This window comes from Flavobacterium luminosum, assembly GCF_023635005.1.
Taxonomy (GTDB): Bacteria; Bacteroidota; Bacteroidia; order Flavobacteriales; family Flavobacteriaceae; genus Flavobacterium; species Flavobacterium luminosum.
In genome coordinates this window covers 100,746-126,560 of the sequence record NZ_JAMLJM010000005.1, presented here as the reverse complement: position 1 = coordinate 126,560, position 25,815 = coordinate 100,746, and the positions used below count along the sequence as shown (strand labels likewise).

The 25,815-nt window shown below is 34.3% G+C and carries 21 protein-coding genes; 12 read left to right on the top strand and 9 right to left on the bottom strand.

Annotation, left to right across the window (positions count from 1 at the left end; all coding sequences use genetic code 11):
• Positions 1 to 19: 19 nt before the first annotated feature.
• From mreC to rodA, 4 genes are read left to right on the top strand one after another with little or no spacing between them, the layout of a single operon-like run.
• On the top strand, positions 20 to 847 hold the full coding sequence (mreC, locus tag NAT50_RS08190) for a rod shape-determining protein MreC (protein ID WP_250592761.1): 828 nt from the start codon (positions 20 to 22) through the stop codon (positions 845 to 847).
• The gene (locus NAT50_RS08185) at positions 840 to 1,346 is read left to right on the top strand and encodes a rod shape-determining protein MreD (protein WP_250592758.1); all 507 of its coding nucleotides are present in this window, start codon (positions 840 to 842) and stop codon (positions 1,344 to 1,346) included. Before mreC ends, NAT50_RS08185 begins: the two co-directional genes overlap by 8 nt.
• Positions 1,343 to 3,292, top strand: a complete 1,950-nt coding sequence (mrdA, locus tag NAT50_RS08180; protein ID WP_250592756.1) for a penicillin-binding protein 2 — start codon at positions 1,343 to 1,345, stop codon at positions 3,290 to 3,292. Before NAT50_RS08185 ends, mrdA begins: the two co-directional genes overlap by 4 nt.
• Positions 3,293 to 4,549 carry a rod shape-determining protein RodA gene (gene rodA / locus NAT50_RS08175; protein ID WP_250592755.1) on the top strand — a complete coding sequence of 419 codons (1,257 nt, stop codon included), beginning with the start codon at positions 3,293 to 3,295 and terminating at the stop codon, positions 4,547 to 4,549.
• Positions 4,550 to 4,551: 2 nt separating this feature from the next.
• On the opposite strand, the gene NAT50_RS08170 is transcribed toward rodA, so the two are convergent.
• The gene (locus NAT50_RS08170; protein WP_250592754.1) at positions 4,552 to 5,340 is read right to left on the bottom strand and encodes a DNA/RNA non-specific endonuclease; all 789 of its coding nucleotides are present in this window, start codon (positions 5,338 to 5,340) and stop codon (positions 4,552 to 4,554) included.
• 75 nt (positions 5,341 to 5,415) lie between these two features.
• On the opposite strand from NAT50_RS08170, the gene NAT50_RS08165 reads away from it, so the two are divergent.
• Entirely contained in the window at positions 5,416 to 5,997 is a 582-nt protein-coding gene (locus NAT50_RS08165; RefSeq protein ID WP_250592753.1) for a hypothetical protein, read from the top strand.
• Between the two features lie 62 nt (positions 5,998 to 6,059).
• Here NAT50_RS08165 and NAT50_RS08160 read toward each other — a convergent pair whose 3' ends face one another.
• Positions 6,060 to 8,234 (bottom strand): carboxy terminal-processing peptidase, encoded by a 2,175-nt coding sequence (locus tag NAT50_RS08160; protein WP_250592751.1) that lies wholly within the window; start codon positions 8,232 to 8,234, stop codon positions 6,060 to 6,062.
• 133 nt (positions 8,235 to 8,367) lie between these two features.
• On the opposite strand from NAT50_RS08160, the gene surE reads away from it, so the two are divergent.
• The 5 genes from surE to NAT50_RS08135 are packed head-to-tail and all read left to right on the top strand — an operon-like array spanning position 8,368 to position 13,151.
• Entirely contained in the window at positions 8,368 to 9,135 is a 768-nt protein-coding gene (surE, locus tag NAT50_RS08155) for a 5'/3'-nucleotidase SurE (RefSeq protein WP_250592750.1), read from the top strand.
• Complete coding sequence (locus NAT50_RS08150; RefSeq protein WP_250592749.1) at positions 9,132 to 9,404, top strand: hypothetical protein; 273 nt, start codon at positions 9,132 to 9,134, stop codon at positions 9,402 to 9,404. The genes surE and NAT50_RS08150 overlap by 4 nt, the downstream gene beginning before the upstream one ends.
• Before the next feature lies 1 nt (position 9,405).
• The gene (gene lpxB / locus NAT50_RS08145) at positions 9,406 to 10,539 is read left to right on the top strand and encodes a lipid-A-disaccharide synthase (RefSeq protein ID WP_250592748.1); all 1,134 of its coding nucleotides are present in this window, start codon (positions 9,406 to 9,408) and stop codon (positions 10,537 to 10,539) included.
• A gap of 9 nt (positions 10,540 to 10,548) precedes the next feature.
• Positions 10,549 to 11,079 carry a C40 family peptidase gene (locus NAT50_RS08140; RefSeq protein ID WP_250592747.1) on the top strand — a complete coding sequence of 177 codons (531 nt, stop codon included), beginning with the start codon at positions 10,549 to 10,551 and terminating at the stop codon, positions 11,077 to 11,079.
• Between the two features lie 38 nt (positions 11,080 to 11,117).
• Positions 11,118 to 13,151: a ComEC/Rec2 family competence protein gene (locus NAT50_RS08135; RefSeq protein WP_250592746.1), complete on the top strand. Its 2,034-nt coding sequence runs from the start codon at positions 11,118 to 11,120 to the stop codon at positions 13,149 to 13,151.
• Between the two features lie 7 nt (positions 13,152 to 13,158).
• Here the strand turns inward: NAT50_RS08135 and NAT50_RS08130 are convergent, their stop codons facing one another.
• From NAT50_RS08130 to NAT50_RS08105, 6 genes are all read right to left on the bottom strand, one after another.
• Positions 13,159 to 13,686 carry a thioredoxin family protein gene (locus tag NAT50_RS08130; protein ID WP_250592745.1) on the bottom strand — a complete coding sequence of 176 codons (528 nt, stop codon included), beginning with the start codon at positions 13,684 to 13,686 and terminating at the stop codon, positions 13,159 to 13,161.
• Between the two features lie 4 nt (positions 13,687 to 13,690).
• Positions 13,691 to 14,146: a thioredoxin family protein gene (locus NAT50_RS08125; RefSeq protein ID WP_250592744.1), complete on the bottom strand. Its 456-nt coding sequence runs from the start codon at positions 14,144 to 14,146 to the stop codon at positions 13,691 to 13,693.
• Between the two features lie 50 nt (positions 14,147 to 14,196).
• A complete protein-coding gene (locus NAT50_RS08120) occupies positions 14,197 to 15,699 on the bottom strand; it encodes a peptide MFS transporter (RefSeq protein ID WP_250592743.1) in 1,503 nt (500 codons plus the stop codon).
• A gap of 1 nt (position 15,700) precedes the next feature.
• Positions 15,701 to 17,359 carry a peptide MFS transporter gene (locus tag NAT50_RS08115; protein WP_250592741.1) on the bottom strand — a complete coding sequence of 553 codons (1,659 nt, stop codon included), beginning with the start codon at positions 17,357 to 17,359 and terminating at the stop codon, positions 15,701 to 15,703.
• Between the two features lie 77 nt (positions 17,360 to 17,436).
• Complete coding sequence (locus NAT50_RS08110) at positions 17,437 to 18,969, bottom strand: peptide MFS transporter (protein ID WP_250592740.1); 1,533 nt, start codon at positions 18,967 to 18,969, stop codon at positions 17,437 to 17,439.
• 31 nt (positions 18,970 to 19,000) lie between these two features.
• Complete coding sequence (locus NAT50_RS08105) at positions 19,001 to 21,172, bottom strand: S9 family peptidase (protein ID WP_250592739.1); 2,172 nt, start codon at positions 21,170 to 21,172, stop codon at positions 19,001 to 19,003.
• 167 nt (positions 21,173 to 21,339) lie between these two features.
• Between NAT50_RS08105 and NAT50_RS08100 the strand changes: the two genes are divergently transcribed.
• Together NAT50_RS08100 and NAT50_RS08095 are read left to right on the top strand one after the other, a co-directional pair.
• Positions 21,340 to 22,656, top strand: coding sequence for a hydroxymethylglutaryl-CoA reductase, degradative (locus tag NAT50_RS08100; RefSeq protein ID WP_250592738.1), 1,317 nt, complete (start codon positions 21,340 to 21,342; stop codon positions 22,654 to 22,656).
• Between the two features lie 23 nt (positions 22,657 to 22,679).
• Positions 22,680 to 23,591 (top strand): GYDIA family GHMP kinase, encoded by a 912-nt coding sequence (locus tag NAT50_RS08095; protein WP_250592736.1) that lies wholly within the window; start codon positions 22,680 to 22,682, stop codon positions 23,589 to 23,591.
• Positions 23,592 to 23,674: 83 nt separating this feature from the next.
• Here NAT50_RS08095 and NAT50_RS08090 read toward each other — a convergent pair whose 3' ends face one another.
• Positions 23,675 to 25,756, bottom strand: a complete 2,082-nt coding sequence (locus tag NAT50_RS08090) for a peptidylprolyl isomerase (protein WP_250592734.1) — start codon at positions 25,754 to 25,756, stop codon at positions 23,675 to 23,677.
• Positions 25,757 to 25,815 lie beyond the last annotated feature (59 nt).

Sequence of the window (25,815 nt, the reverse complement as noted above, 5' to 3'; positions counted from 1 at the left end):
AAATTTGTAATTATATCCAATGCAGCAAATATTTAACTTTATATTTAAAAACAGTAATCGCTTACTGTTTTTGCTGCTTTTGATAACTTCGTTAACATTAGTAGTTCAATCGCATTCGTATCATCGAAGCCAAGTAGTTAATTCTGCTAACATTCTTTCAGGAAATGTTTACGAACAAATAAACGAGATAGAGACTTATTTCCGTTTAAAACAACAAAATGACAAATTAGCGCAGGAAAATGCAGCCTTGCGCAAATTATTATTTAACCAAAAAGATAGTGTCTTTAACTTACCTAAAGATTCTGTCAAAGGATATGATAAGATCGAAGTTATTCAATCCAAAATCATCAACAACTCTTACAATGTTCCTGAAAACTATTTAACTATCAATTCGGGTTCCTTAAAAGGAGTAAAACCTGACATGGGAGTTATTAGCAGTCAAGGAATTGTTGGGGTAATCGAAAAGGTATCTTCTAATTACGCTACTGTAATCAGCGTATTGAATATTAAATCTAAAATTAATGCCAAAGTAAAACGCACCAACCACTTTGGATCACTGATTTGGACAGCCAAAAATGCTGGATATGTGCAATTGGTTGAAATTCCAAGGTTGGCTTCCGTTAGAAAAGGAGATACGATTGTAACAGGAGGTATATCCAAAATTTTCCCAGAAAATATACCAGTAGGAATTATCGATAAAATATATATGGATACTAAGACCAACTACTACACAGTAGATGTTCGATTATTCAATGACATGACCAATCTTAACCATGTTTATATTATCAATAATAAAGACATTGATGAAATTAACAAATTAGAAGCCGAAACTAAACCAAATGAATAGCACTTTATTATTTAATATCATTCGTTTTGTTTTTCTTATTGCAGCACAGGTAATAATTTTCAATAACATTAACCTGTTTGGCTTTTTGAATCCCTATCCTTATATCCTATTTATTTTACTCTATCCGGTTAACACCAATAAGTCCGGTTTACTTATTGCCAGTTTCTTTTTAGGTTTAACAATGGATATTTTCTCCAATTCTGGAGGAGTTCACGCAACAGCTTGTTTAATTTTAGCTCAAATACGACCTGCTTTCTTCCGATTTGCTTTCGGATTAAGTTATGAATATCAAACTATTAAAATCAATGATCGTCTTTCTCCTGAAAGATTTACATTCATTTTTATTTCAATACTTACACACCACTTATTATTGTTCTTATTAGAGTTTTTTAAATTCGATTTTATATTAGATGCACTACTAAGAACAATTGGAACCACAGTATTTACGTTATTAGTTAGTATACTAATCATCTATTTATTCAAGCCCACTAAAAAATGAGAAAGCTACTACTTCCTGGTATGATAATAGTTTCTGCTATTTTAATCATAGCAAGGCTTTTTTATTTACAAATAATCGATGAAGAATTAAAACTGAAATCGGAAAATATCTCCATCAAAATCAAATACGAATATCCCGAGCGAGGGTATATTTATGATCGTAATGGCAATTTACTTGTAGCCAATCAACCTTCTTATGATATCATGGTTGTTCCAAGGGAAATTAAAAACCTTGATACTTTAGAATTTTGTAAATTACTTAATATTACCAAAGAAGATTTCCAGAAACGTCTTGATAAAGCTGTGGTATACAGCCCGCTCCTACCATCAGTGTTTTTAGGACAATTGAACAAACTTGAGTACGCCGCTTTTCAAGAAAAGGAAAGAAAATTTGAAGGTTTCTACATTCAAAAACGTTCCCTTCGCGATTATCAAGTAAGTGTTGGTGCCAATGTTTTTGGATTCATCACACAGGTAAACGATGCCATCATCAACAAAAATCCATATTACAAAAGTGGTGATTTAATTGGGAAACAAGGTGTTGAAGAAATGTATGAAGAAATACTCCGCGGCCAAAAAGGAGTAAAACACATACAAAGAGACCGCTTTAATCGAGAAATTGGACCTTACAAAGAAGGAAAATACGATACGATTGCCCTACAAGGAAAAGACATCACCTTAACTATTGATGCGGAACTACAAAAATACGGTGAAGCATTAATGAAGAATAAACGTGGTGGAATTATCGCTATTGAACCTAAAACGGGTGAAATTTTATGTCTAGTAACAGCACCTTCTTATGATCCCGCTATTTTAGTGGGCCGTCAAAGATCAAGAAATTACACAAAATTATACAACGATTCTATAGCAAAGCCTCTATACGACAGAAGTTTACTAGCAGAATATCCACCAGGGTCACCTTTTAAAATACTAACTGCTTTGGCTGGATTGCAAGAACAAGTTATCGATACTTCGACTGCTTTTGCCTGCCGTGGTGGTTTTAGTTATGGACGTGGACGCTTTATGAGATGCCACTGTGGAGGCGGTATGCGAAAACTTCATATGGGTATTGCTAAATCGTGCAACACTTATTTTGCAAATGCTTACTTGCGCAGTATCGATAAATACAGTACTCCTTCTATTGGGGTAGATCATTGGAGTCAACACTTAAAAACTTTTGGACTTGGACAATTCATGGGATACGATTTGCCAACTGGAAGAAGAGGTAACTTGCCGACATCAAAAACCTACGAGCGAATTTATCCAAATGGTGGTTGGAGATCTACTGCAATCATTTCGAATTCAATTGGACAAGGTGAAGTTCTAATGACCCCAATCCAACTGGCTAATATGATGGCTACCATAGCCAACAGAGGTTACTATTACACTCCTCATATCATTAAAAAGATTAAAGGAAAACCTATAGATGCGAAATTCAGAACAAAACACACAACTTCTATAGATCCTAAATATTACAAACCCGTTGTTGAAGGTTTGGCTGAAGTTTATAAAAAAGGAACAGCTTATTTTCTGGGAGTTGAAGGTATCGAAATGTGTGGTAAAACAGGAACTGCTGAAAACTTTGCTAAAATCAATGGTAAAAGAGTTCAACTAGAAGACCACTCTATATTTGTAGCTTTTGCACCTAAAAATGATCCAAAAATTGCTATAGCCGTATTTGTAGAAAATGGAGGTTATGGCGCAACTATTGCAGGACCGATTACTTCTTTGATGGTTGAAAAATACATTAAAGGAAAAGTTACCAATAAGGTCAGAGAGGAGAATATGATGAATCGTAGTTTACAACACGAGTACAATAAATTCTCAAGAAAATATGTCGACTCGATGTACCGAATCAAAGTACGCAAAGATTCGGTTCAAAGAGTTAAAAATCAAAAGAAATTAGATTCTATTAAGAAAGCACAAACTACTTCAACTTCAGTGTAAATGAAAAATCAAAGTGTTAAAAATAACATCGATTGGATTACCGTAATTTTATATATGGCACTGGTAATATTAGGTTGGATGAACATCTATTCCGCTGATATTACACCAGAATCCAATTATATTTTTGACATTACTCAAAATTATGGAAAACAGTTAATTTTTATTGGCTGTAACATTGTTTTGATTTTCATAATTCTTACCATTGATGCTAAAATTTATGAACGTTTTGCCAGTGTCTTTTTTGGAGCATCTTTGGTCTTACTTGCCGGACTTTTCATCTTTGGTAAAACGGTTGCCGGACAACGTTGTTGGTATGCCATTGGTTCTTTCACGATACAACCTTCCGAATTTGCTAAAGCAGCAACGGCATTAGCGTTAGCAAAATATTTAAGCGATTCACAGGTAAATTTAAAAAACTTTAACCATCAACTCATTGGTTTACTAATCATTGCCTTGCCTATTTTATTAATATTACCACAACCTGACCCAGGAAGTGCCCTTATCTTTACCATGTTCATCTTTGTATTAAATCGTGAAGGTCTTCCCTCATGGTATTTATGGACAGGATTTTTTGCAGTAGCTTTATTTTTAATGGCCTTATTGCTCAAACCTCTATACGTAGTACTACTTATTTTTGCTGGTGTAGCAATTCATTATCTGAGATCGCGTCCTATTCATCGTAATATTATTGCTAGTGCAACAGTTTTAATTGTAATGGTTGGTTTCGCCTTATCTGTAGATTATGTCTTCGAAAACGTATTCAAACAACATCATAGAGATCGTTTTAATGTTCTTTTTGGGAGAGAAGTAGATATGGCTGGAGTTGGTTATAACACCAACCAATCTAAAATAGCTATCGGTTCCGGAGGTTGGCTTGGCAAAGGTTATTTGGAAGGAACGCAAACAAAAGGGAATTTTGTACCCGAACAACATACCGATTATATTTTTACGACAGTTGGAGAAGAATGGGGTTTTGTTGGTTCTGCTGTTTTAATTCTTCTTTATGTGGCTTTACTACTGCGTATTTTGTACTTAGCAGAAAATCAAAAAACTAAATTTAGTAGAATTTACGGCTATGGGGTTGCCTCCGTATTGTTTACCCACTTTGTTGTCAATATTTCTATGGTAATTGGTATTTTCCCTACCATTGGAGTTCCTTTGCCATTCTTATCCTATGGAGGATCCAGTTTATGGGCGTTTACCATATTACTGTTCATTTTTGTAAAGATGGATGCCAACAAAGTAAACGAATGGTAAATTTAAAAAGCCCATTGTTTATAATCGGCTTTTCGTTCCAAATCTTTCTCCAAATCATCTTGTAAATTCGGGAAAAAATCTATTCCGGTCATTTTTTCAATCTTGTCAACAGAAACCACGTAGTGATATAAAGGCTTATCCGACTCTTTATGTGGCATCAAAAAGGCAATCATTTTGTATGCACCGCCTGATCGATCCATTAAAATTTTGTAAAAGTAATTCGGAACAGTAACTCTTTCTTTTCCTATGGTTTTCTGATGATTGTCTAAAACACCTCCCGTTACCACATATACTCCATCGTATTTCTGCGCCCAATATCTTGTCTTCTGTTCCAATCTGTTCCAAATTCCAGCATTGAAATCGTTTCTTTGGGGAGATACATTTGAGGTATAAAAAGTTTCATTGAAAGCCTCTCTAGAAAAACGTCTGTCAGCCGCTGGGCAAAGATGACCACGATCGTATCCAGAACGTATATAATTTCTCCAACTAGCCGATTTTGTTGGGACTTTAGGATCTTCAATAAAATAAGGTCTCTTAAAATTTACGCGAACAATATCATTTTTCTTCAACTCATAAGCAACCCATTCAGCCTGCTCGTGCTCTTCTGCATAAGATAGAGTATAAAATCGATGACGAATCACTACACCTGTGGTACTCTTGGGTAAAAAATAATCGTTATAAACCACTGCAGCACCCAATAAATTACTAGAAGTTACGTTATTATTTTTGTTGCAAGAGATTAATGTTAAAAAAAAGAAAGCAGCAATAATATTTATAAAATCTAACCTCATAATGCGAAGAAATAATTGTAAATTTATGTTGTAAATATAGGCAACAAAGAAATATAAACTCAAAATAGTACATCCATGAAAAAGAAATTAATCCTAACCCTCACATCATTTTTTATAGGTTTTTCGGTAGTAGCTCAGGAAGCGGAAAAACCAATGGAACAAAAACGTCATGATTCTATAGCTAAGATAAAAGCTACAGAGCTACAAGCACAAAAAGAAGCGGAAAGAAAAGCACACCTTGCAGAAATTGAAGCAGAAAAAGCTAGAAAAAATGCTGAAAGGGAAAAAGAAAGAGCAGAAAAGCTCCAAGAAAAAAAAGTGGAAGCTGAAGAAAAGCGACTTAAAGAAATAGAATCCCAAAGAAAAAAATTGGAAAAAGAGAGAGAAAAAGCGGAGAAAGAACGCAAAGAATATGAGAAAGATAGAAAAAAAGTTGCTGATGCTCATGAAAAAGTGAGCGATGCAAAAGACAAACAAGAAGATATTAACGAAGACATAGAAAAAGAAATTAAGAAATTAGAAAAAGATAAAAAGAAAGGAAAATTATCACCTGAAGATATCGAAAAAAGACAAGAAAAAATTGAAAAATTAAGAGAAAAATCAGCCAAGCAAAAAGAGAAAGTTAAGAAAGCTGAGAAAAAAGCTTCTAAATTATAAAGACAAAAATGGGGTTTATAACCCCATTTTTATTTTATTTACAAACCTAGATTTTTAATTACTTATGATTTCGTTAATAACTTTGTCTTTGGTGACTTAGCCATCGGTTCCTTATTTACAAAATTACTTTTAATATCACCTAATACATTCAAAGCTTCATCAATATAGGCATCTTTACTTAAGGTTTCGTGCCATTCTTTTCTCTTTTGAGCCAAATCTGAATTGGTTTTAAACTGCTGAATTTCGTCTGGTAATGATTTGAAATCTAAATTGTTTTTATAGCTAGTAATCGCTTTATACTTCTTAGTAGCTTCTTCAATAGCAGCTACTTCTTTTTTGTACTTATCTAAACTAAGACTCACTACATTGTCTTCCTTTCTATCGTTAATCCATTTCGCATTCTCATCAATCAACTTAAACTGAGGATTAGCAGCGACGCGTTTCTGGCTGTTACTAATAACCGTCTCATAGTTTAAAATAGATTTTGTAGGTTGATAAGGCGCTTGCTCTATTTTATCCCAAGCCATTGCATTCTTAGCATCACGTTCTCCAATTTTGATGTAAGAATAACGATCTGGTAAAGCAATATCACTTGTTACACCTTCCAATTGCGTTGATCCACCATTAATTCTATAAAATTTTTGAGTTGTGGTTTTCAAAGCACCAAAATCTCCAAAAGTATTATTTTTTACAATTTGATTTAAATCAATTACATTCTGAACTGTTCCTTTACCATAAGATTGCTTACTACCCAAAACAATTCCACGTTTATAATCTTGAATGGCCGCTGCAAAAATTTCGGAAGCAGAAGCTGAAAAATTATTTTGCATTACTACTAATGGTCCATCCCATTGCACCTTAGAATCATGATCATTTAATACTTCTCTTTTTCCGTTTGATGACTTAATTTGTACTACAGGACCACTGTTAATGAACAAACCTGTAATATCTACCGCTGTTTTTAAAGAACCTCCACCATTATCACGTAAGTCAATTACAATTCCTTGTACACCAGCTTTTTTAAGTTTTTCTACCTCAGCAGCCACATCTTTTGCTGCATCGCGATTGTCGTCATTTTCAAAATCGATATAAAATTTAGGCAAATAAATAATCCCAAATTTCTTATCATTTTTATCTACAATGGTTGATTTTGCATAGGTTTCCTCAATTTCAACCACATCTCTTTTGAGTGTAATCACATGAATAGAACCATCTACTTTCTTTACAGTCAATCGCACTTCGGTACCTTTAGGTCCTTTAATTTTTTTAACTACATCATCCAAACGCATCCCGGCTACATCAACAGGTTCGGCAGCACCTTGACCCACTTTTAGAATAATATCTCCCGCTTCTAACTGCTTACTTCTCCATGCTGGACCACCAGAAATTAGTTCAGAAATTTCAGTATGATCGTTTTTCTTTTGTAGTCGAGCCCCTATCCCCTCTAATTTTCCACTCATACTAATGTCGAATTTTTCTTTTTCTTCAGGAGCAAAATAGAATGTATGAGGATCGTATTGTGTTACTATTGAATTTATATAAATCTCGAACCAATTGCTTTTTTGTAATTCATTTACAAATTCGAAATATTCATCCAAAGACTTAGAAGTAGACTCACGACATTCTTTTTCTAATTGTTCGAACGTTTTCGGGGTGTAAGAAGGATCTTTTGCTTTTTTGTCGTCCTCAATTTTTTGTTTGTCTACCAGATTGGCTAAAACAGAAAGTTTCATCTGCAAACGCCATCTATTTTTTAAATCGGTATAATTTTTTGCAAAAGAAAGTTTATCCGAATCAATGTTTATTGTTTCATCTACAGTAAAATCATAGGGGTAATCATTCAAAGCACGATAAATCACTTTAGCCTCAGTCATGCGCTTCTGTAATCTATCATACACTAAATTGAAAAAGGTAAGGTCACGATTTTTAATCATGTCGTCTATTTCAAATTCGTAGGGCTTGAACTCATTAATATCGGATTGTATGAAAAATCTTTTAGAAGGATCAACAGCGTCTAAAAAATCATCATAAACACCCTTAGAAAATTGATCATCCATTCGAGAAGGACTATAATGCGCATTGTCGATGACAATGGAAATTAAATCCAAGAGCATTTTATCTTTCTCTGGGTCTTGTTGTTGGGCTTTCGGCATAAAACTCCATAGAGTAGCCGATATAGCAACAACTGCTATTAAAATTCTATAATTTCTTTTCATAAAAATCCAAATTGCATTCATAACGGTTACTAATGTAGTGAAAAAATTATGCCAAAAAAATAGGGACAACATAATTATTTGTTAAAGCTATAAAATTAAGAACTTACATATAAAAATGCTTATTTTAGCCTTACTTTTTTGAACCTAAACCCAAATGAAAAAACCATTAATATTAGTAACAAATGATGACGGAATAAACGCTCCAGGCATCAGAACCCTCATCGATATTGTAAAAGAGTTAGGAGAAATTGTTGTTGTGGCACCAGATAGCCCTCAAAGCGCTATGGGTCATGCTATTACGGTAAACGACACACTTCAGATTCATAAAATAGAATCCGACAATACTCAAATTACCGAGTATATGTGTTCGGGAACTCCTGCTGATTGTGTGAAAATTGCTAAAAATGAAATATTAAAAGTAAAACCCGATTTATGTGTTTCTGGGATTAATCACGGAGCCAACTCTTCCATTAATATCCTCTATTCCGGAACCATGAGTGCGGCTATTGAAGCAGGGATTGAAGGTATTCCTTCTATAGGATTTTCACTGGCGGATTTCAGCTGGAAAGCGGATTTTGAGCAGATCAGACCATTTGTTAAAAAAATTATCGAAGAAGTATTATCGAACAACCTTCCAGACGGTGTGATTCTGAATGTGAATTTTCCAAAACTTAAAAGAGAAGAAATTAAAGGCATCAAGATTTGCCGACAAGCTCGAGCTAAATATCAAGAGAAATTCGATAAACGTGTTTCTCCTTTTGGGAAAGAATATTATTGGTTATCTGGAGAATTTGTCAACGAAGACAAAGGAGAAGATACTGATGAATGGGCATTAAAAAATGGTTACATTTCTATTGTTCCCGTTCAATTTGATTTGACTGCACATCATGCTATACAACAACTGAATACTTGGAATTTATGAAAAAAACAGATTTACTAATTGGTGTACTTATTGGTTTTGCAACCACTTTTTTAGGTATTTTTTTATTTTTCCTACTGTTTACCGATTTTGATTTTATGCAAGGCATAGAAAGTTATAAAGCTTTAGGCTACTTAGGAAAAATCATTGCCATTGGTGCTGTTTTGAATTTAATTGCTTTTTTTGCATTATTAAAATTAAATAAAGAATTAATGGCTCGTGGTGTCGTTTTGGCTACTATTTTGCTTACAGTTCTAACCTTACTCGTTTAAAATGAAATATTACATCATAGCCGGAGAAGCTTCGGGAGATTTACACGGATCCAATTTAATGAAAGGTATTTTTAAAGAGGATGCGCAAGCTCAAATTCGTTTTTGGGGAGGCGATTTAATGCAAAGTGTCGGAGGAAGCTTGGTAAAGCACTATCGCGATTTAGCCTTTATGGGGTTTGCCGAAGTAATATTGAATCTTCGCACCATCTTAAGAAATATAGAAACCTGCAAGAAAGATATTATCGACTTCAATCCTGATGTAATCATTTTTATAGATTATCCGGGGTTCAATATGCGCATAGCCAAATGGGCCAAAGAGCTTAACATTAAGACACACTACTACATTTCTCCTCAAATATGGGCTTGGAAAGAGAACCGAATCAAAGCGATTAAACGAGATGTAGACAAAATGTATGTTATTTTACCTTTTGAAAAGGATTTTTACGAAAAGAAACACCACTACCCGGTTGAATTCGTAGGTCACCCTCTGATTGATGCTATTCAAAACAGAACCAAGACAGATACAGATCTTTTTAAGAAAGAACATCAACTATCCGATAAACCTATCATTGCTTTATTGCCAGGAAGTAGAAAACAGGAAATTACCAAGATGCTTTCGGTTATGCTTTCGGTGGTGAATGACTTTCCGGAATACCAATTTGTTATTGCGGGTGCCCCGAGTCAGGAATATTCGTTTTACGAACCCTTTTTAACTCAAAGTCAAGTTAAATTTATTTCAAACAAAACGTACGATCTTTTAAGTGTCGCTCATGCCGCCTTAGTAACTTCGGGTACAGCTACGCTTGAAACCGCTTTATTTAAAGTTCCTGAAGTCGTTTTATACAAAGGAAATTGGTTTTCTTATCAGATTGCCAAACGAATCATTACCTTAAAATACATTTCGTTGGTAAACCTTATCATGGACCAAGAAGTAGTAACCGAATTGATTCAAGACGATTGCAATTCTAAAAGAGTCAAAGAAGAATTAACCAAAATACTAAAATCCGATTCTCGTAATACTCTATTAGCGCAGTATGATCTTTTAGAACAGAAATTAGGAGGTGCGGGTGCCAGCGATAAAACGGCCCATTTAATCGTTTCTCATTTAAGAAATCAAAATATTAACGGATTATAAAGAATACTAATGAGTGTAAAATCCTTTCTGATATTATTAGGATTCGTTCTAGTAATGGTGAGTTGTAAAACATCTTCTAAAATTATCACCTCTAAATCTGAGGCGCAAAAATCAGGTATTTACAAAAACGATTCTTTTACCAAAAATAATTCGAAACAACTATCAGAAGGATTAATTCGCAAAGGACTTACTTTTTTAGGAACTCCTTATCGGGCAGGCGGAACCACTAAAACCGGAATGGATTGTTCTGGACTAATACAAGTCACTTTTAACGAATTTGATATTGCTCTACCTAGAACCTCCACAGCTATGGCCTCTTCTGGAAAGCCAATAAAAAAATCAGAAGCACAAAAAGGCGACTTGATCTTTTTCAAAACCAATGGAAAAAATAGTATCAACCATGTTGGATTGATCGTTGAAATAGTAGAGAACGAAATTAAATTTTTGCATTCCTCTACTTCTAAAGGAGTTATGATTTCTTCTACCAAAGAACCCTATTTTAGTCAATCTTTTGCACAAATCAATAGAATCCTAAATTAAGACTTTTATTCTTACATTTTTTTAGTATCTTGAACCTCATGAAGATACTTCAATTCCCAATAGTAAGAGTCACCTTTTGGTTTGTTTTAGGGATTTTGTTTTCCTACTATCTAACCATTCCATTTACCATAGATCTGGTAATTTTACTGGTTGCTATATCTCTTTTTAGTTTTGTGTTCATCACAAATCATCGAAAACTAAAAAACAACCAATGGTTTTCGATAGCTTTATATTTTCTTTTTTTTAGTTTCGGAATTCATTCGATAATCATTCATAAAGATAACCTGAAACAAAATCATTACACTCAAAACCCCAGAAATTTAGAAAGAACCACAACCATTGAGGCTACCGTAATTGATAAACTTAAAAACACAGAAAAATACAACCGCTATGTAATTGAAATAGCCCAAATTGAAGGACAAATATCCCGCGGAAAAGCAATCTTGAACATACGGAAGCAACCGCAGCAAAAGGATCTAATAACGGGCAATATCATACGAATTGAAGACCAACTCGTGTCAAATTTCAAACCCAATAACCCCAATCAATTTAACTACGGTCATTATTTAGAAACCAAAGGAATATACGCTCAGATTTTCACAGAAAGCAGTCAAATTAAAGTCAGTAATCGGATTTCAAAAGACATTTGGTATTATACTTCTCAATTTCGTAACACTATCGTTGAAAACTTAGCCCATTCCGGTTTCAAGAAAGACGAATTGGCCATTGTACTCGCTTTAATATTAGGTCAGCAACAAGACATCTCCTCTGAAATCTTAAAAGATTATCAATTTGCCGGAGCCATACATATTTTATCCGTTTCCGGACTGCATGTGGGATTCATTATGCTTTTTGTTACACTTTTGCTAAAACCATTACCTAACACAAAAACTGGTAATACCACACGAATTATCCTCATTTTGTTATCGCTTTGGCTTTTTGCATTAATCGCAGGACTTTCTCCTTCAGTGGTTCGCTCGGCGACTATGTTCAGTTTTCTAGCTATTGGTAACTTCATCAATAGGGCAACCAATCCATTTCATACTATCATTGCCTCCATGTTCTTGATACTACTTTTTAATCCTTTCTTTTTATTCGATATCGGATTTAAATTGAGTTACTTAGCAGTATTTTTCATTCTTTGGTTACAACCTGCACTTTCAAGAATATGGCACCCAAAAAACAGTATTATAAAATACTTTTGGGACATTATTACGGTGTCTTTTGCCGCTCAAATTGGCACTCTTCCTTTGAGTATTTACTATTTTCATCAATTCCCAGGGCTCTTCTTTATCACTAATATAGTACTTATTCCTACTTTGGTTGGAATTATGTCTTTGGGAACTGTTGTTGTATTATTGGCCTTTTTCAACTTTACACCTGAGCTACTGACAAAACCCTTGGAACTGGCGATAACCTACATGAATCAATTTATCCATTGGGTTGCTTCAATAGAAAACTTTATTTGGACTGAAATTCCTTTGAATTTTTCCTTGATGATCCTTGGCTACGCAATAATAATAAGCGGAACAATTGTATGTAGAAAACCTAGTTTTAAAAAAATCGTTTGGTTATTGTCCAATATTATTGCTTTCCAAATAGTCTATTTATCCACGGTATGGAGCAGCAGGACTAACTCTGAATTCATAGTGTTTAATGCTTTGCAAAAAACAATGATAGCACAAAAAACAGGAAATACCATTAGATTACTGAGTCGAGACACCATTGTTAAAAACAGTTTTGAAGACAAATTGATACAAACGTATGCTACAGCTAATTTTTGTTCTACTATCATCAAAGAACCTTTGAATAATTGTATGTATTTTGAAAATAAAAAAATATTGGTGATTGACGAATCTGCAATTTTCCAACCCTTGGAAAAGGCCGATATCATTATCCTTTCACATGCTCCAAAAATAAATCTCGAAAGGCTGTTGCAATCCCAACAACCAGAAATGATAATCGCCGATGCTTCGAATTACAAAAGTTCTATCTTGACATGGAAAGCGACTTGTGTCAAAAATAAAATCCCTTTCCATAGTACTTATGAAAAGGGATTCTATAAATTTTAATTAAGAATTATTTAGACTTCTTAGAATCTTGTTGTTCTTTTTTGGTATACGGTTCAAATTTTGCTACCATCTGATTAGCTCCTGCTAACCACGCATTAGGTCCTCCTGCTACATATCCTGTACTGCCTAACTGCTCAAAATTGATATTGCCATTATTGTTTTTAGCTTTCACGATCCAAACTGTTGGATACCCTCTAATGCCAAACACTTGTTGCAATTGTGCATTTTGCATTTTCAACTCATTGCTTTGTTGTACTCTTCTTGGGAAATCCAATTCTACCAACACTACATTGTCAGTAGCCCATTTTTCAAACTCTGGAGTTTTGAAAACTTCTTTTTGCAAACGAATACACCAACCACACCAATCACTTCCTGTGAAAAACAAAAGCATCGGTTTATTAGTTTTTTGCGCTACCGCAGCAGCTTCTTTTACATTAGTATGCCACTTTAGGCTCTCTACCGGTTTCACATTTTCAGTAAAACTAAAAATAAGAAGAGCGGGTAGTAATAATAAGAGGTATTTTAAATTTTTCATTATTTTATTTCAAAAATTTCAACAATTCTTCTGACGATTTGAACCCAGTCGTTTTTTCCTGAACTTCTCCATTTTTACCAATAATATAAATGGATGGATATCCTTCAACTTTCAAAAAGGAGGTTAATTCATGGGCGCTATTTCGACCTTTTCTATTGGGATCGTAATTTGGATTATTAAAACTATTTCCTTTAAAATGCACAACTGAATTTCCTTCTGCATTAAACTTTACAGCGTAATAATTGCGGTTTATAAAGTCGGCAACTTCAGCATTTTGAAGTGTATTGTTCTCAAACATTTTACATTGAGAATACCAATCTGTACATACTTCCAGAAAAATAGGCTTTGGATTTTTCTTTTGTTTAGCCAATGCTTCATCTAACGACATCCAACGTACTTCCTGCGCATTTACTGTAAATACTCCTAAAACCAAAAAAAAGGCTAAAAGTAACTTTTTCATCATTCATTTTTTATGTTCTGTACTTCAAAAACAATGCCGAAATTACAAAATTATTTTACTTCTTGCATCAATTTCTTAATCAAGGGAGCTATTGCGATAAGGATTATACCCGATATAATAGCGTATAGAGCAAAATCTTTGTACCCTTCTGTGTAAGTAATCATTTTTTGCATTTTTGAATCGGTATCTTCAGGAGTTATACTCGCTCCAAACAAGCCCGCTACGTATTGACCATAAGCACTGGCTAAAAACCACATTCCCATCATTAATCCCTGTAGGCGATAAGGCGATAATTTTGTCATTAGTGAAAGACCAATCGGTGAAAGGAATAATTCTGCAAAAGTGACTACCAAATAAGCAACAGCAAAGATGTTTAATGAACCTAAACCTTCTTGTGAAGCTGTTAATCGGATAGTATAAAACAAATAAAAAGCAATTCCTAACAATAAAAAGCCTAAGCCAAATTTAACCATTGAGTTGGGCTCTAATTTTCTTTTGCTTAAGGCAATAAATAAAATACCAATAATTGGTGCAAAAACAATTACAAAAAATGAATTGACAGAGTTATTGACAGCATTCGGGTCGGCAGAAAACCAAAGTAATTTATCGCTAAGATTCTCCGCTGCAAACAAACTCAAAGAACCTCCGGCTTGTTCGAAAATAGCCCAGAAAACAACTGAAAACAAGATAAAGAATAAAGCTGCTATTAATTTTTTATTCTCAGCAACAGTATTCTTTGTCATTTCATAAAACAAATACAACAAACTGAATGGTCCAATGGCATACATAAAATAATTAGTATAATCCGTATTGGAAACCATAATCATAATCAATGGGATAATGGCAAAAGTTCCAATGTATACAGAATATTCAATCCATTTTTTTGAATTTCCTTGATCATTTATCTCCAAAGGAGAGAGACCAATAGTCGCTAACTTTTTTCGAGTAAATAAAAACGTCAACAAACTAATTGTCATTGCAACAGCAGCTAGTCCAAAAGCAAAATTCCAAGTATATTCCTGAGGCACAAAACTTCCAAACAATGTTCCTTTTCCAACAGCTACCACATAACCTCCCAAGAAAGCACCTAAGTTAATTCCAGAATAAAACAATAAGAAGCCAGCGTCTCTTCTAACATCTCCTTCTTTGTATAACATTCCGACCATAGAAGAAATATTCGGCTTAAAGAAACCTGTTCCGATAATATTGAAACTAATCCCTAAAAAGAAAAACTCTTTGGGATTAATAGCCAAAAGGACACTTCCTAAAATCATCAACAAACCACCCCAAAACAAAGACTTTCTAAAACCTAAAATTTTATCCGCAAATAAGCCTCCAATAAAAGTAAATGCATAAACAAAAGCTTGAGTGGCTCCGTACTGCAAGTTGGCTTGCTTGCTGTCCATCATTAGATGATACACCATGAAATAAGTCAGCATTCCGCGCATCCCGTAGAAACAAAAACGTTCCCACATCTCGCTGAAAAACAAATACCATAATTGTTTGGGGTATTTACCTTTAAAACCTTGTATTTCTTCTATCGTAATAGCCATCTTAGTTGATTCCTTTTTCTTTCATAACTTTATTTAAGCTTCTTAGCAAAGCAAACATCAATAAAGTCGCAAACATTAACAATCCAAAATTAATCCAGAAGAAATCCTCTTTGTTATCGTAAGAATCCCACATTGAGGCTAACACTCCCGATAATTTATTTCCAATAGAGGTTGATAGGAACCATCCGCCCATCATTAATGAAGTAATGTTGGCAGGACTTAATTTTGAAACCACTGACAATCCCATTGGAGAAAGAAGCAATTCACCTATAGTAATTACTCCGTAGTTAGCAAATAACCAAAATACGCTTACTTTTTCCGAACCGTTGCTTCCTGCTTTAACTGCAAAAATCATTACTAATACAGACAAAGCTGAAATTAACAATCCAAAAGCAATTTTTGTTGGTGTTGATGGTTCTTTTTGTCTGTTTCTTAAAAAGGTAAAAAAGGCTACTACCAAAGGTGTTAATACGATAACCCAAAAAGGATTGATAGATTGACTTAAATTGGAAGCCCAAACCGAAATTGTATTTCCTTCTTCTGGAAGTTTGTCTTTAGCAACATTTCTGAAATATAATGGGTAGTTAACTTCTTTTACTACTTCCCCATTTTCTTTTTTAATTCGGAAAGCCTCATCGTAAACCGCAACAGAGTCTTTAGAATAGGTTAATTCCTTGGTTAGATAAATTTTATCCGTGATCGTTTTTGCCACACCGGTTACTTCTCTATCAGTATATTTATCACCCCAATTGTTTAAGGCAGAACCGTTCAGTTTGAATACTCCCCAGAACAAAATAACTACAGCAAAAATAGCCAATAACGCCCCTATAGGTCTTTTGTCTTCTTCTTTTGCTTTGAAATACAAACTAGAATAAAACAATACTACCGGAATACAAGCAAAAATAAAAGCATCCGTGCTATCCGAACCGAAAATAAAAGCATCTGGATTCGCATCGGAAGCTACTCCTTTAATTAACCAACCGATGAATCCAAAAACTACGGATGGTAACAAAATAAACATCACAATTTTAGAGAAAGGCATATCTCCAGGCTGTACTCCCTTTTTTTCCACCTTATCTCCATAATGTTTTGTCCCTAACACAAATACCAAAACACCAATAAACATTCCCACTCCGGCAACCATGAAGGCAGCAGTCCATCCGAAAAGATTTTCAAAAACAGCACCGAAGAAGTTACACACAAAGGCACCGATATTAATCCCCATGTAGAAAATGTTGTATCCTTCGTCTTTTTGTGCTTTGTATTTCTCTTCCGAATAAAAATTACCCAACAATGTTGAAATATTCGGCTTAAAGAATCCGTTACCCACAATTACTAAGGTCATGGCCACGTAAAGAACCGTTTTATCGTGAACTCCCATCAGCATATAACCTATACCCATTAGAAGCCCTCCTATAACAATCGATTTTTTATAGCCCCAATATCTGTCGGCTATTAGACCTCCCAGAAACGGAGTTAGAAAAACTAAGGCAATGAATGTTCCGTATAAATCGGATGCTTCTTTTTCGGTCATGGCATAACCGGTTTCTACATCTTTAAGGTATAAGGTAAAAATACCAATCATTAAATAATAACCGAAACGCTCCCACATTTCAGATAAGAATAAAAAAGGTAAAGCTTTAGGATGATTTTTCCACATAATTCAATTCTTTATAATTAAAAAAGCCTGCAACTAAGTTACAGGCTTGAAAGATATGAAATTATTTTAAAATGGAATTATCTGTTTTCAACCGATAAATCAACACCTTCTTTGTGTCCTTCGTGCATCATTTTCTGAAGCCAAGAACTCAATACGAATAAGATAGCTGCTGCTGCCCCAGTCATTACGATGAATAACATGAAGAACTCGTATAAGTTAGTGATTTGAAATCCTAAGAATGAAGGATAAGCTATAGGTTCTGTTGATCCTGCTTCTGGTGTTGGAGGAATTAAAGCACTTAATGTTCCTGCAAATTTATTAGCAGCAGCATTGGCCAAAAACCATGTCCCCATCATTAAAGAAGATAAACGTAGTGGAGCTAACTTAGAAACCATTGATAAACCAATTGGCGATAAACACAATTCTCCCATAGTATGAATAATGTATAAACCAATTAACCACCACATAGAAACTTTATCTTCCATTCCTAAACCTTTCACTGCAATAGCGATTACAAGATATCCTAACGCTACCAAAGTCAAACCGATGGCCATTTTTTTAGGAGATGAAGGCTCTAACTTTCTAATATACAAAAAACCCCAGATAATAGAAAACAATGGTGCTAAAGCAATAACCGCCAATGGATTCACCGATTGGAAATAAGAAGCTGGCATTTCCCATCCGAAAAGATTTCTGTCTGTTTGTCTATCGGCAAACAATGTTAGTGAAGCTCCTGCTTGTTCAAAAGCTCCCCAGAAGAATATTACGAAAAATGCTAAAATGAAAATCACAATGATTCGTTGCATTTCTACTTTAGTCAAACTCTTGTCTGTTAAAATTAAAACTGGCATTAGGATCATTGCTCCATAAATCAAGTAACTGATAATATCTACATCGCTCTTGAACATTTGTTTGAAATTCAACATGAAGAAAATAATCGCTATAGAACCAATAATCATTGCTATACTTTTAGCATCTAATTTCTTGACAGGTAATCCAATTTCTTTTCCTTCTTCAGAAATTAAATATTTTTTCTGGAACAAAACAAAAGCTACCAATCCAATTAACATACCAACTCCAGCAATGAAGAATCCCCATTTAAAATCTACAGAACCACAAACTAATGGCGAGAAAAATGCACCAAGGTTGATTCCCATGTAGAAAATAGTAAAAGCACTATCAATTCTTCTATCATTAGCAGGATATAACTGACCTACCATTGTAGAAATGTTCGGTTTAAAGAATCCATTTCCTATGATAATTGCTGTTAATCCCATCCACATTAAAGAAACTCCTCCATTTGCTCCTACTGAAGCACTAAAAAACATGAAGAACTGACCAATTGCCATTAACAATCCTCCGATAACAATACTTCTTCTGTTTCCTAAAAATTTATCACACAAATAACCTCCTAATAAGGGTGTTAGATATACCAAACCGGTATAACTTCCGTAGATTTCAGATGCTTCTGCATCTTTCATTAATAACACTTTAGTCATAAAAAGAATGAAGATAGCTCTCATTCCGTAATAACTAAATCTCTCCCACATTTCTGTAAAAAACAGGAAGTACAATCCTTTAGGATGTCCTTGTTTTGAAATTTCGCTCATATATTTGTTTTTGGTTAGTAAATATTAAAAATTATAGTTTTTCTTTAATAAAATTGGTCATTTTGGTATACAACTGAAGTCTAGTTTTTCCTCCGTAGATTCCATGATTTTTATCTGGATAAATAGCCCAATCAAATTGCTTGTTCGCCTGAACTAAAGCTTCTACCATTTTCATAGTATTTTGTACATGCACATTATCATCAGCCGTACCATGAATCAATAAGAAATTACCTTTTAACTTACTTACGTGGTTGATTGGCGAATTGTTATCGTAACCCCCTGCATTTTCTTGTGGTGTTTGCATGTAACGCTCTGTATAGATGCTATCATAATACCTCCAAGAAGTCACCGGTGCTACTGCAATAGCGGTTTTAAAAACATCGGCTCCTTGAAAAATACAGTTAGAAGCCATGAATCCTCCGTATGACCAGCCAAAGATACCAATTCTAGATTTATCAACATACGAATACGTTCCGAATACTTTAGCCGCATCAATCTGGTCGATTACTTCGTATTTACCCAATTCTTTGTACGTACATTTTTTAAATTCAGCACCTTTATAACCTGTACCTCTTCCATCTACACAAGCAACGATATAACCTTGTTGTGCTAACATCATAAACCAATAATCATCGGTACCATTCCAAGCATTATCTACTTGTTGAGAACCTGGCCCTGAATATTGGTACATAAATACCGGATATTTTTTAGAAGGATCAAAATCTTTTGGCTTAATCATCCAAGCATTTAATTTATGCCCTTTTTCTGTTGTTAACTCAAAAAATTCTTTCGAAGGTAAATTATACTTTTGAAGCTTAGCCTCTAATTCCTCATTTGAAACAATTACTTTTATCTCTTTTCCTGTTTTAGAGTTATTTAGTGTATATTTTGTTGCGTTTTTCGCACTTGAATATGAGTTTATGAAGTACTGAAAGTTTGGACTAAACGTTGCATTATTAGTACCCGTTTGAAGAGTTAATCGTTTTTTACCGCTTCCATCTAATTTAATAGAATACACATCGCGGTTAATAGAACCATTTTCTACCGATTGGTAGTATACTATACCATTTTTATCATCAAAACCATAATAGTTGGTTACTTCCCAAGCTCCTTTGGTAATTTGATTTTTAAGTTTCCCTGTTTTATCGTAATGATAAATATGATTGAAACCATCTTTTTCAGAAGTCCAGATAAAACTGTTATCTTTCAAAAAAGTCAAGTTATCAGTTACATCAACATACGCTTTGTCTTTTTCGTTTAAAACAATTTTAGTTGTTCCTGAATTGGCGTCAACAAACAAAAGGTCCAAATTATTTTGATGACGATTTAATACCTGTGCACTCAACGTATTGGCATCGTTAGTCCATTTGATGCGTGCTATGTAGAAATCATTATAAGAAGTTAAGTTAATCTTTTGAGATTTTCCTGATTTAATATCATAGATATGCAAAGACACTAAAGCATTTTTCTCTCCTGCTTTTGGATATTTAAATACGTTTTGCGTTGGATACAACCCTTGATTGTACATGTCCATAGAAAACTCAGGAACTTCGGTTTCATCAAAACGAATAAAAGCAATCTTGTCAGAACCCACATTCCAATCGTAAGCTCTTACAAAAGAAAATTCTTCTTCGTATACCCAATCCGTTACTCCATTGATGATCGCATTTTTCTTCCCATCTGAAGTAATTGGTGTATGTACTTTGGATGTCAAATCATAAACATACATATTGTTCTGATAAGCATACGCAATTTTACTTCCATCAGGAGAAAAAGTAGGCTCCTGAACTTTATAGTCAGCCAGTTTAGTTAACGATTTAGATGTGGTGTCGTAGATAAAATAATCCGCTACAAATGAATGACGAAAAATTTGATCGCTGTTGTTGGCTATTAATATCTTCTTTTCGTCTTTACTAAAAGTATAACTATCTATTCCTTGTAAAGCTGGGAAATTTTTAGAATCTAATAAAGTGGCCACTTTATTCAATGTCGCAAAATCGTATAAATCGATTTGAGCGGAATTGGTTTTTCGATCAAAATTTAAAACCGTATATTGATTGGTGTTTTTCATGGCGTTGAGTTCTTCCATTCCTTTAGCTCGAAATGCACCACCCCAAATTTCTTCTAACGTTAATTGCTGTTGCCCGAAAGCTGAAATCGAAGCAATTACGAAGAACATAACTGCAAAAAATTTATTTTTCATAATTTTTGATGTAAAAAATTGCCCAATTTTAGTAAAAAAAACCCACATACCCACTTATTTTTTTGTTAAATAGCCTATTTGTAAAGTGAATCGCAATTTAAAAGTCAATACATGGAATAAAATTCATACACTAGTTTTATCTTTGTAATTCCTAATTTTAGAATACCATGACCAAAACCATTTCCGGCTTTTCAAAATTAACTAAAGAAGAAAAAATTAATTGGATCGCTTCTACCTATTTTTCAAATGCTGAAGAAGCAATCTCTACCATTAAAAAATATTGGAATCAAGATACTGATTTACAGAAATTACACGATGAATTCATCGAAAATACCATTACTAATTTTTATCTACCACTAGGAGTAGCTCCCAATTTTACTATCAATGGCAAAGACTACACCATTCCATTTGCTGTAGAGGAAAGCAGTGTGGTGGCTGCAGCTAGTAAAGCCGCTAAATATTGGGGAAGTCGAGGTGGATTTAAAGCAACTATTATCAATACCGAAAAAATTGGTCAGGTGCATTTTATCTACAAGGGCGATAAATTAAAATTAGAAACTTTTTTCAAACAAATTAAACCTAAATTTTTCACCGAAACAGAAAGCATTACAAAAAATATGCAGAAACGAGGTGGTGGAATATTAGATATAGAATTAAGAGATAAAACCAGTGCTTTAGAAAATTACTACCAACTTCATGCTACCTTCGAGACAAAAGATTCGATGGGTGCTAATTTCATTAATTCTTGTCTAGAACAATTTGCCAAGACTTTAAAAAATGAGGCGCTAGATTTTGAAGAATTTACTACAGATGAAAAAAATATCGTTGTGGTGATGAGTATTCTTTCCAATTATGTTCCAAATTGTTTGGTTCGTGCCGAAGTTTCGTGCAAAATAGAAGACTTAGCCGAAAAACACATCGAAAACCCTCAAGAATTTGCTGAAAAATTCGTGCAAGCGGTTCGTATTGCAGAAATAGAACCTTATAGAGCAGTGACCCATAATAAAGGTATCATGAACGGAATTGACGCTGTGGTATTGGCTACTGGAAATGATTTTAGAGCTGTTGAAGCCGGTGTACATGCTTATGCCTCGCGAGAAGGACAATATGCTAGTTTATCGCATGCAGAAATTAAAGACGGTATTTTTAGATTTTGGATGGAAGTTCCCTTGGCCCTTGGAACCGTAGGAGGTTTAACTAGTTTACATCCTATGGTAAAAATTGCATTAGAAATGCTAGGAAAACCTTCGGCGCAAGAATTAATGCAAATTGTTGCTGTGGCTGGTTTGGCACAAAACTTTGCGGCCTTACGCAGTTTGACAACCACAGGTATACAACAAGGCCACATGAAAATGCACCTGATGAATATTTTAAATCAATTTCAAGCAAATCAGGAAGAGCGCAAAAAGGTAATTAAACACTTTGAAAAAAATACGGTTTCACACAGTGCTGTTGTAGATTATTTGGAAAGTTTACGAAGCTAGGCAGAAAACATCTTTCTTACATCATGAAACAAACCTTTTACAGTAACGGCAAACTATTAATTACCGGTGAATATGTGGTTCTCGATGGTGCCAAAGCTTTTGCCCTACCCACCAGATTTGGTCAAAACTTAATAGTAGAAAACGGTCAAAACCAACAAATAGATTGGAAAAGCTATGATAGTGATGGATCCATTTGGTTTGAATCTACGATCACTTTTGAAGCGATACGAAACAAACAATCTTTTGAAGGAGACAAAATAAAATCAACGCTTGTTGAAATCTTGCATCATGCTTTATTACTCAACCCAAAATTTCTAGAAAAAAAAGACGGTTATACGATTACTACAACATTAACCTTTCCTAAGTTTTGGGGATTAGGAACTTCTTCTACGTTAATTAACAACATTGCACAGTGGCTGGAAATTAACGCTTTTACACTGCTTAAAAACAGTTTCGGAGGAAGCGGCTACGATATTGCCTGTGCACAACATTGCACTCCTATTATCTATCAGTTGGTAGAGGAACAGCCGGTGGTGACGCCAGTGGTATTTCATCCAAAATTCACTAATACGATTTATTTTGTATACCTAAACAAAAAACAAAATAGTAAAGAAGCCATAGCCAACTATTTTAACAGACGTGGAGATTTGTATAAAACTATCCCTGTTATTAATTCTCTTACCAATGAGGTTGTCTCTGCAAAAGATGTAAATACGTTTGCGCTTGCCTTACAAAAACATGAAATTGAAATGAGTAACCTACTGGAAACTCAAACAATAAAAGAAGCGCTTTTTCACGATTTTAACGGCACAATAAAAAGTTTAGGTGCCTGGGGAGGTGATTTCATATTAGCAGTCTCCAAAGAAAATCCTACTGACTATTTTAAAAGCAAAGGTTACTCCACTGTAATTCCTTACGAAGAAATGATTTTGTAAAAAAGACTTACCATAATCATTTATATAATAGCACAAAAAAGCCGGGATTACCCGGCTTTCTTATATTATATTTTTATGTTCGATTAATTAAACTCTGCTCTGTTATCTTTGATATCAGCGTTTTGTCTTAATGTTCCATATACTCTTCCTGCAGCAGAACCTTTTGCTTGCGCAGCTACTCTAGATACTACTTCTTTGTAATCTTTAGCAGCAGGTGCTTTAGAAGCTGATTTTACTTTGATTTTGAAAACTCCTGAGTTTCCAGCGATTGTTTTTGAAACAACTCCTTGTTTTAAAGAGAATGCTGTACCTACCACTTTTGGCTCTGGACCTATAGATTCAATGAATGAACCAGCAGCTGTAATATCTTTAGCTTCTTTAACTGGAGAACCTGTTGCTTTTGAAACAGCCTCTAGTGTAGCACCAGACATTTTCTCTTCAATTAATTTAGCTTTCTTCTCATTTCTAAGTTTATAACCAAACATGCTTTTTGCATCTTCAACTGGCATTAAACCTTTTTCATTTACTTTTTTCAGACGTGCTACAACGTGACCCGCTGAAGTATTGAAACGTTTAACATCACCTTCTTTTGCGTCAAAAGCCCAACGAACAATTTCTCTTTGAGGTCCAACACCTTGAACATTTTCATCCATAGCTAATACTTTAGCGGCTGGTGCAATTGTTAATTTACTTTCTTTTGCAGCAGTTGCAAAATCTTTTTCGTTAGCTAAGATCTCAAATTGCGTTGCTTTAGTAAAACTTGCATCGCTAGTAGCTTCAGAAGCTACAATTCTTTGAGCAATCGTTGCTAAACGGATACCGTCTTGTTTGTCGGTTACGTTGATAATGTGGAAACCAAATTCTGTTTCAACTAAACCAATTTTACCTACCGGATTACCGAAAACAAAGTTCTCGAAGTTTTTAGTCATTTGTCCTTTTGAAAAATAACCTAAATCCCCACCTTGTTGTTTAGAAGTATCATCAGAATTTGTAAATGCTAACATGGCAAAAGAACCTGGGTTAGCTTGTGCTTCTTTTAATAATTCATTCGCTTTAGCTTGTGCCTCTTCTTTAGTTCTGTTAGATTGTGGTCCTGCAGATCCTTTGTAAGAGATTAAGATATGACTAGCTTTAGCATTGATTCCTGATTTTTTACCCATAGATTTTGAAATACAATAGTAATCTCCAAAAACATATGGTCCATAGATAGCTCCTGGCGCACTGTTGAAAAGTGCTTCAGCATGCTCTAAAGGCAAATCTTTTTTAGCAATATACGTTGAATCGTATTTGATATCTGAATTAGCGTTAACAAATTCAATTACATTATTAGTGTTGCGGAAACCAGCTACAGTATCGTTTTTACCCGTTGCAGCATTGTAAACCACAGAAGCGTTTAATAAAGAAGATATTTTATCTTTAATTGCTTTTTCATCTTCAGCAGATGGTTTATCTTCAATTAATACAAACTCTAACTCACGAGATTCTTCTGCTTTGTATTTTTTCTCGTTCTTTTTCATGTAAGCAATTACTTCCTCATCTGTTAATTCTACTTTTTTATCATCAATAGTAGAATAAGGAACTGATACTAAATCGAAAGTTACTTTGTTGTTCTCTAACTCATAGTTGAATTTTCCTTCCGCTTGAGTAGTGTAGAAACCTGCTTTAACAATCGTATTGTACATTTGCTCTGTAGCAAATTGAGATAACGATTTTTCGTAGTTTAACCATTGTTGCCATCTTTCTGGTGATTGTTTGAAAGAAGCTACCATTTCATTGAAACCTGCCTTATCAAATTTACCGTTTGGTCCTTTAAATTGAGCAAATTGCGGATCATCTTCAATCACTTTAATCAACTGATCGTCTCCTAAACGCAATCCTAATTTTTCAAATTGGTTTTCTAACAATACTCTTCTTACCTCTTGTTCCCAAACTCCATTTGTAGCTTGCATCAAAGAAACTCCTTGTTGACTCTTTTGAGCATTGTCTACTTTAACTCTAAAGTCTTCAAAAGGAATATCAACTCCATTAATAGTACCTGCGTTTCTAGAACCCGTACCAAAACCTCCATTTTCGATTAAAGCACCAATAATGAATGCAAATAGAGATAACCCCACAATAGCGATTACCAGTAATGAACGTTGTCTAATTTTAGATAAAACTGCCATTATATTATATTGTTTTTTTATTCAGTGGGCGAAAATACAATTATCTACGAAATAATAAA

Coding starts and splice junctions, on each gene's coding strand:
- mreC (WP_250592761.1), top strand. CDS start 20: ATGCAGCAAATATTTAACTTTATATTTAAAAACAGTAATCGCTTACTG.
- NAT50_RS08185 (WP_250592758.1), top strand. CDS start 840: ATGAATAGCACTTTATTATTTAATATCATTCGTTTTGTTTTTCTTATT.
- mrdA (WP_250592756.1), top strand. CDS start 1,343: ATGAGAAAGCTACTACTTCCTGGTATGATAATAGTTTCTGCTATTTTA.
- rodA (WP_250592755.1), top strand. CDS start 3,293: ATGAAAAATCAAAGTGTTAAAAATAACATCGATTGGATTACCGTAATT.
- NAT50_RS08170 (WP_250592754.1), bottom strand. CDS start 5,340: ATGAGGTTAGATTTTATAAATATTATTGCTGCTTTCTTTTTTTTAACA.
- NAT50_RS08165 (WP_250592753.1), top strand. CDS start 5,416: ATGAAAAAGAAATTAATCCTAACCCTCACATCATTTTTTATAGGTTTT.
- NAT50_RS08160 (WP_250592751.1), bottom strand. CDS start 8,234: ATGAATGCAATTTGGATTTTTATGAAAAGAAATTATAGAATTTTAATA.
- surE (WP_250592750.1), top strand. CDS start 8,368: ATGAAAAAACCATTAATATTAGTAACAAATGATGACGGAATAAACGCT.
- NAT50_RS08150 (WP_250592749.1), top strand. CDS start 9,132: ATGAAAAAAACAGATTTACTAATTGGTGTACTTATTGGTTTTGCAACC.
- lpxB (WP_250592748.1), top strand. CDS start 9,406: ATGAAATATTACATCATAGCCGGAGAAGCTTCGGGAGATTTACACGGA.
- NAT50_RS08140 (WP_250592747.1), top strand. CDS start 10,549: ATGAGTGTAAAATCCTTTCTGATATTATTAGGATTCGTTCTAGTAATG.
- NAT50_RS08135 (WP_250592746.1), top strand. CDS start 11,118: ATGAAGATACTTCAATTCCCAATAGTAAGAGTCACCTTTTGGTTTGTT.
- NAT50_RS08130 (WP_250592745.1), bottom strand. CDS start 13,686: ATGAAAAATTTAAAATACCTCTTATTATTACTACCCGCTCTTCTTATT.
- NAT50_RS08125 (WP_250592744.1), bottom strand. CDS start 14,146: ATGAAAAAGTTACTTTTAGCCTTTTTTTTGGTTTTAGGAGTATTTACA.
- NAT50_RS08120 (WP_250592743.1), bottom strand. CDS start 15,699: ATGGCTATTACGATAGAAGAAATACAAGGTTTTAAAGGTAAATACCCC.
- NAT50_RS08115 (WP_250592741.1), bottom strand. CDS start 17,359: ATGTGGAAAAATCATCCTAAAGCTTTACCTTTTTTATTCTTATCTGAA.
- NAT50_RS08110 (WP_250592740.1), bottom strand. CDS start 18,969: ATGAGCGAAATTTCAAAACAAGGACATCCTAAAGGATTGTACTTCCTG.
- NAT50_RS08105 (WP_250592739.1), bottom strand. CDS start 21,172: ATGAAAAATAAATTTTTTGCAGTTATGTTCTTCGTAATTGCTTCGATT.
- NAT50_RS08100 (WP_250592738.1), top strand. CDS start 21,340: ATGACCAAAACCATTTCCGGCTTTTCAAAATTAACTAAAGAAGAAAAA.
- NAT50_RS08095 (WP_250592736.1), top strand. CDS start 22,680: ATGAAACAAACCTTTTACAGTAACGGCAAACTATTAATTACCGGTGAA.
- NAT50_RS08090 (WP_250592734.1), bottom strand. CDS start 25,756: ATGGCAGTTTTATCTAAAATTAGACAACGTTCATTACTGGTAATCGCT.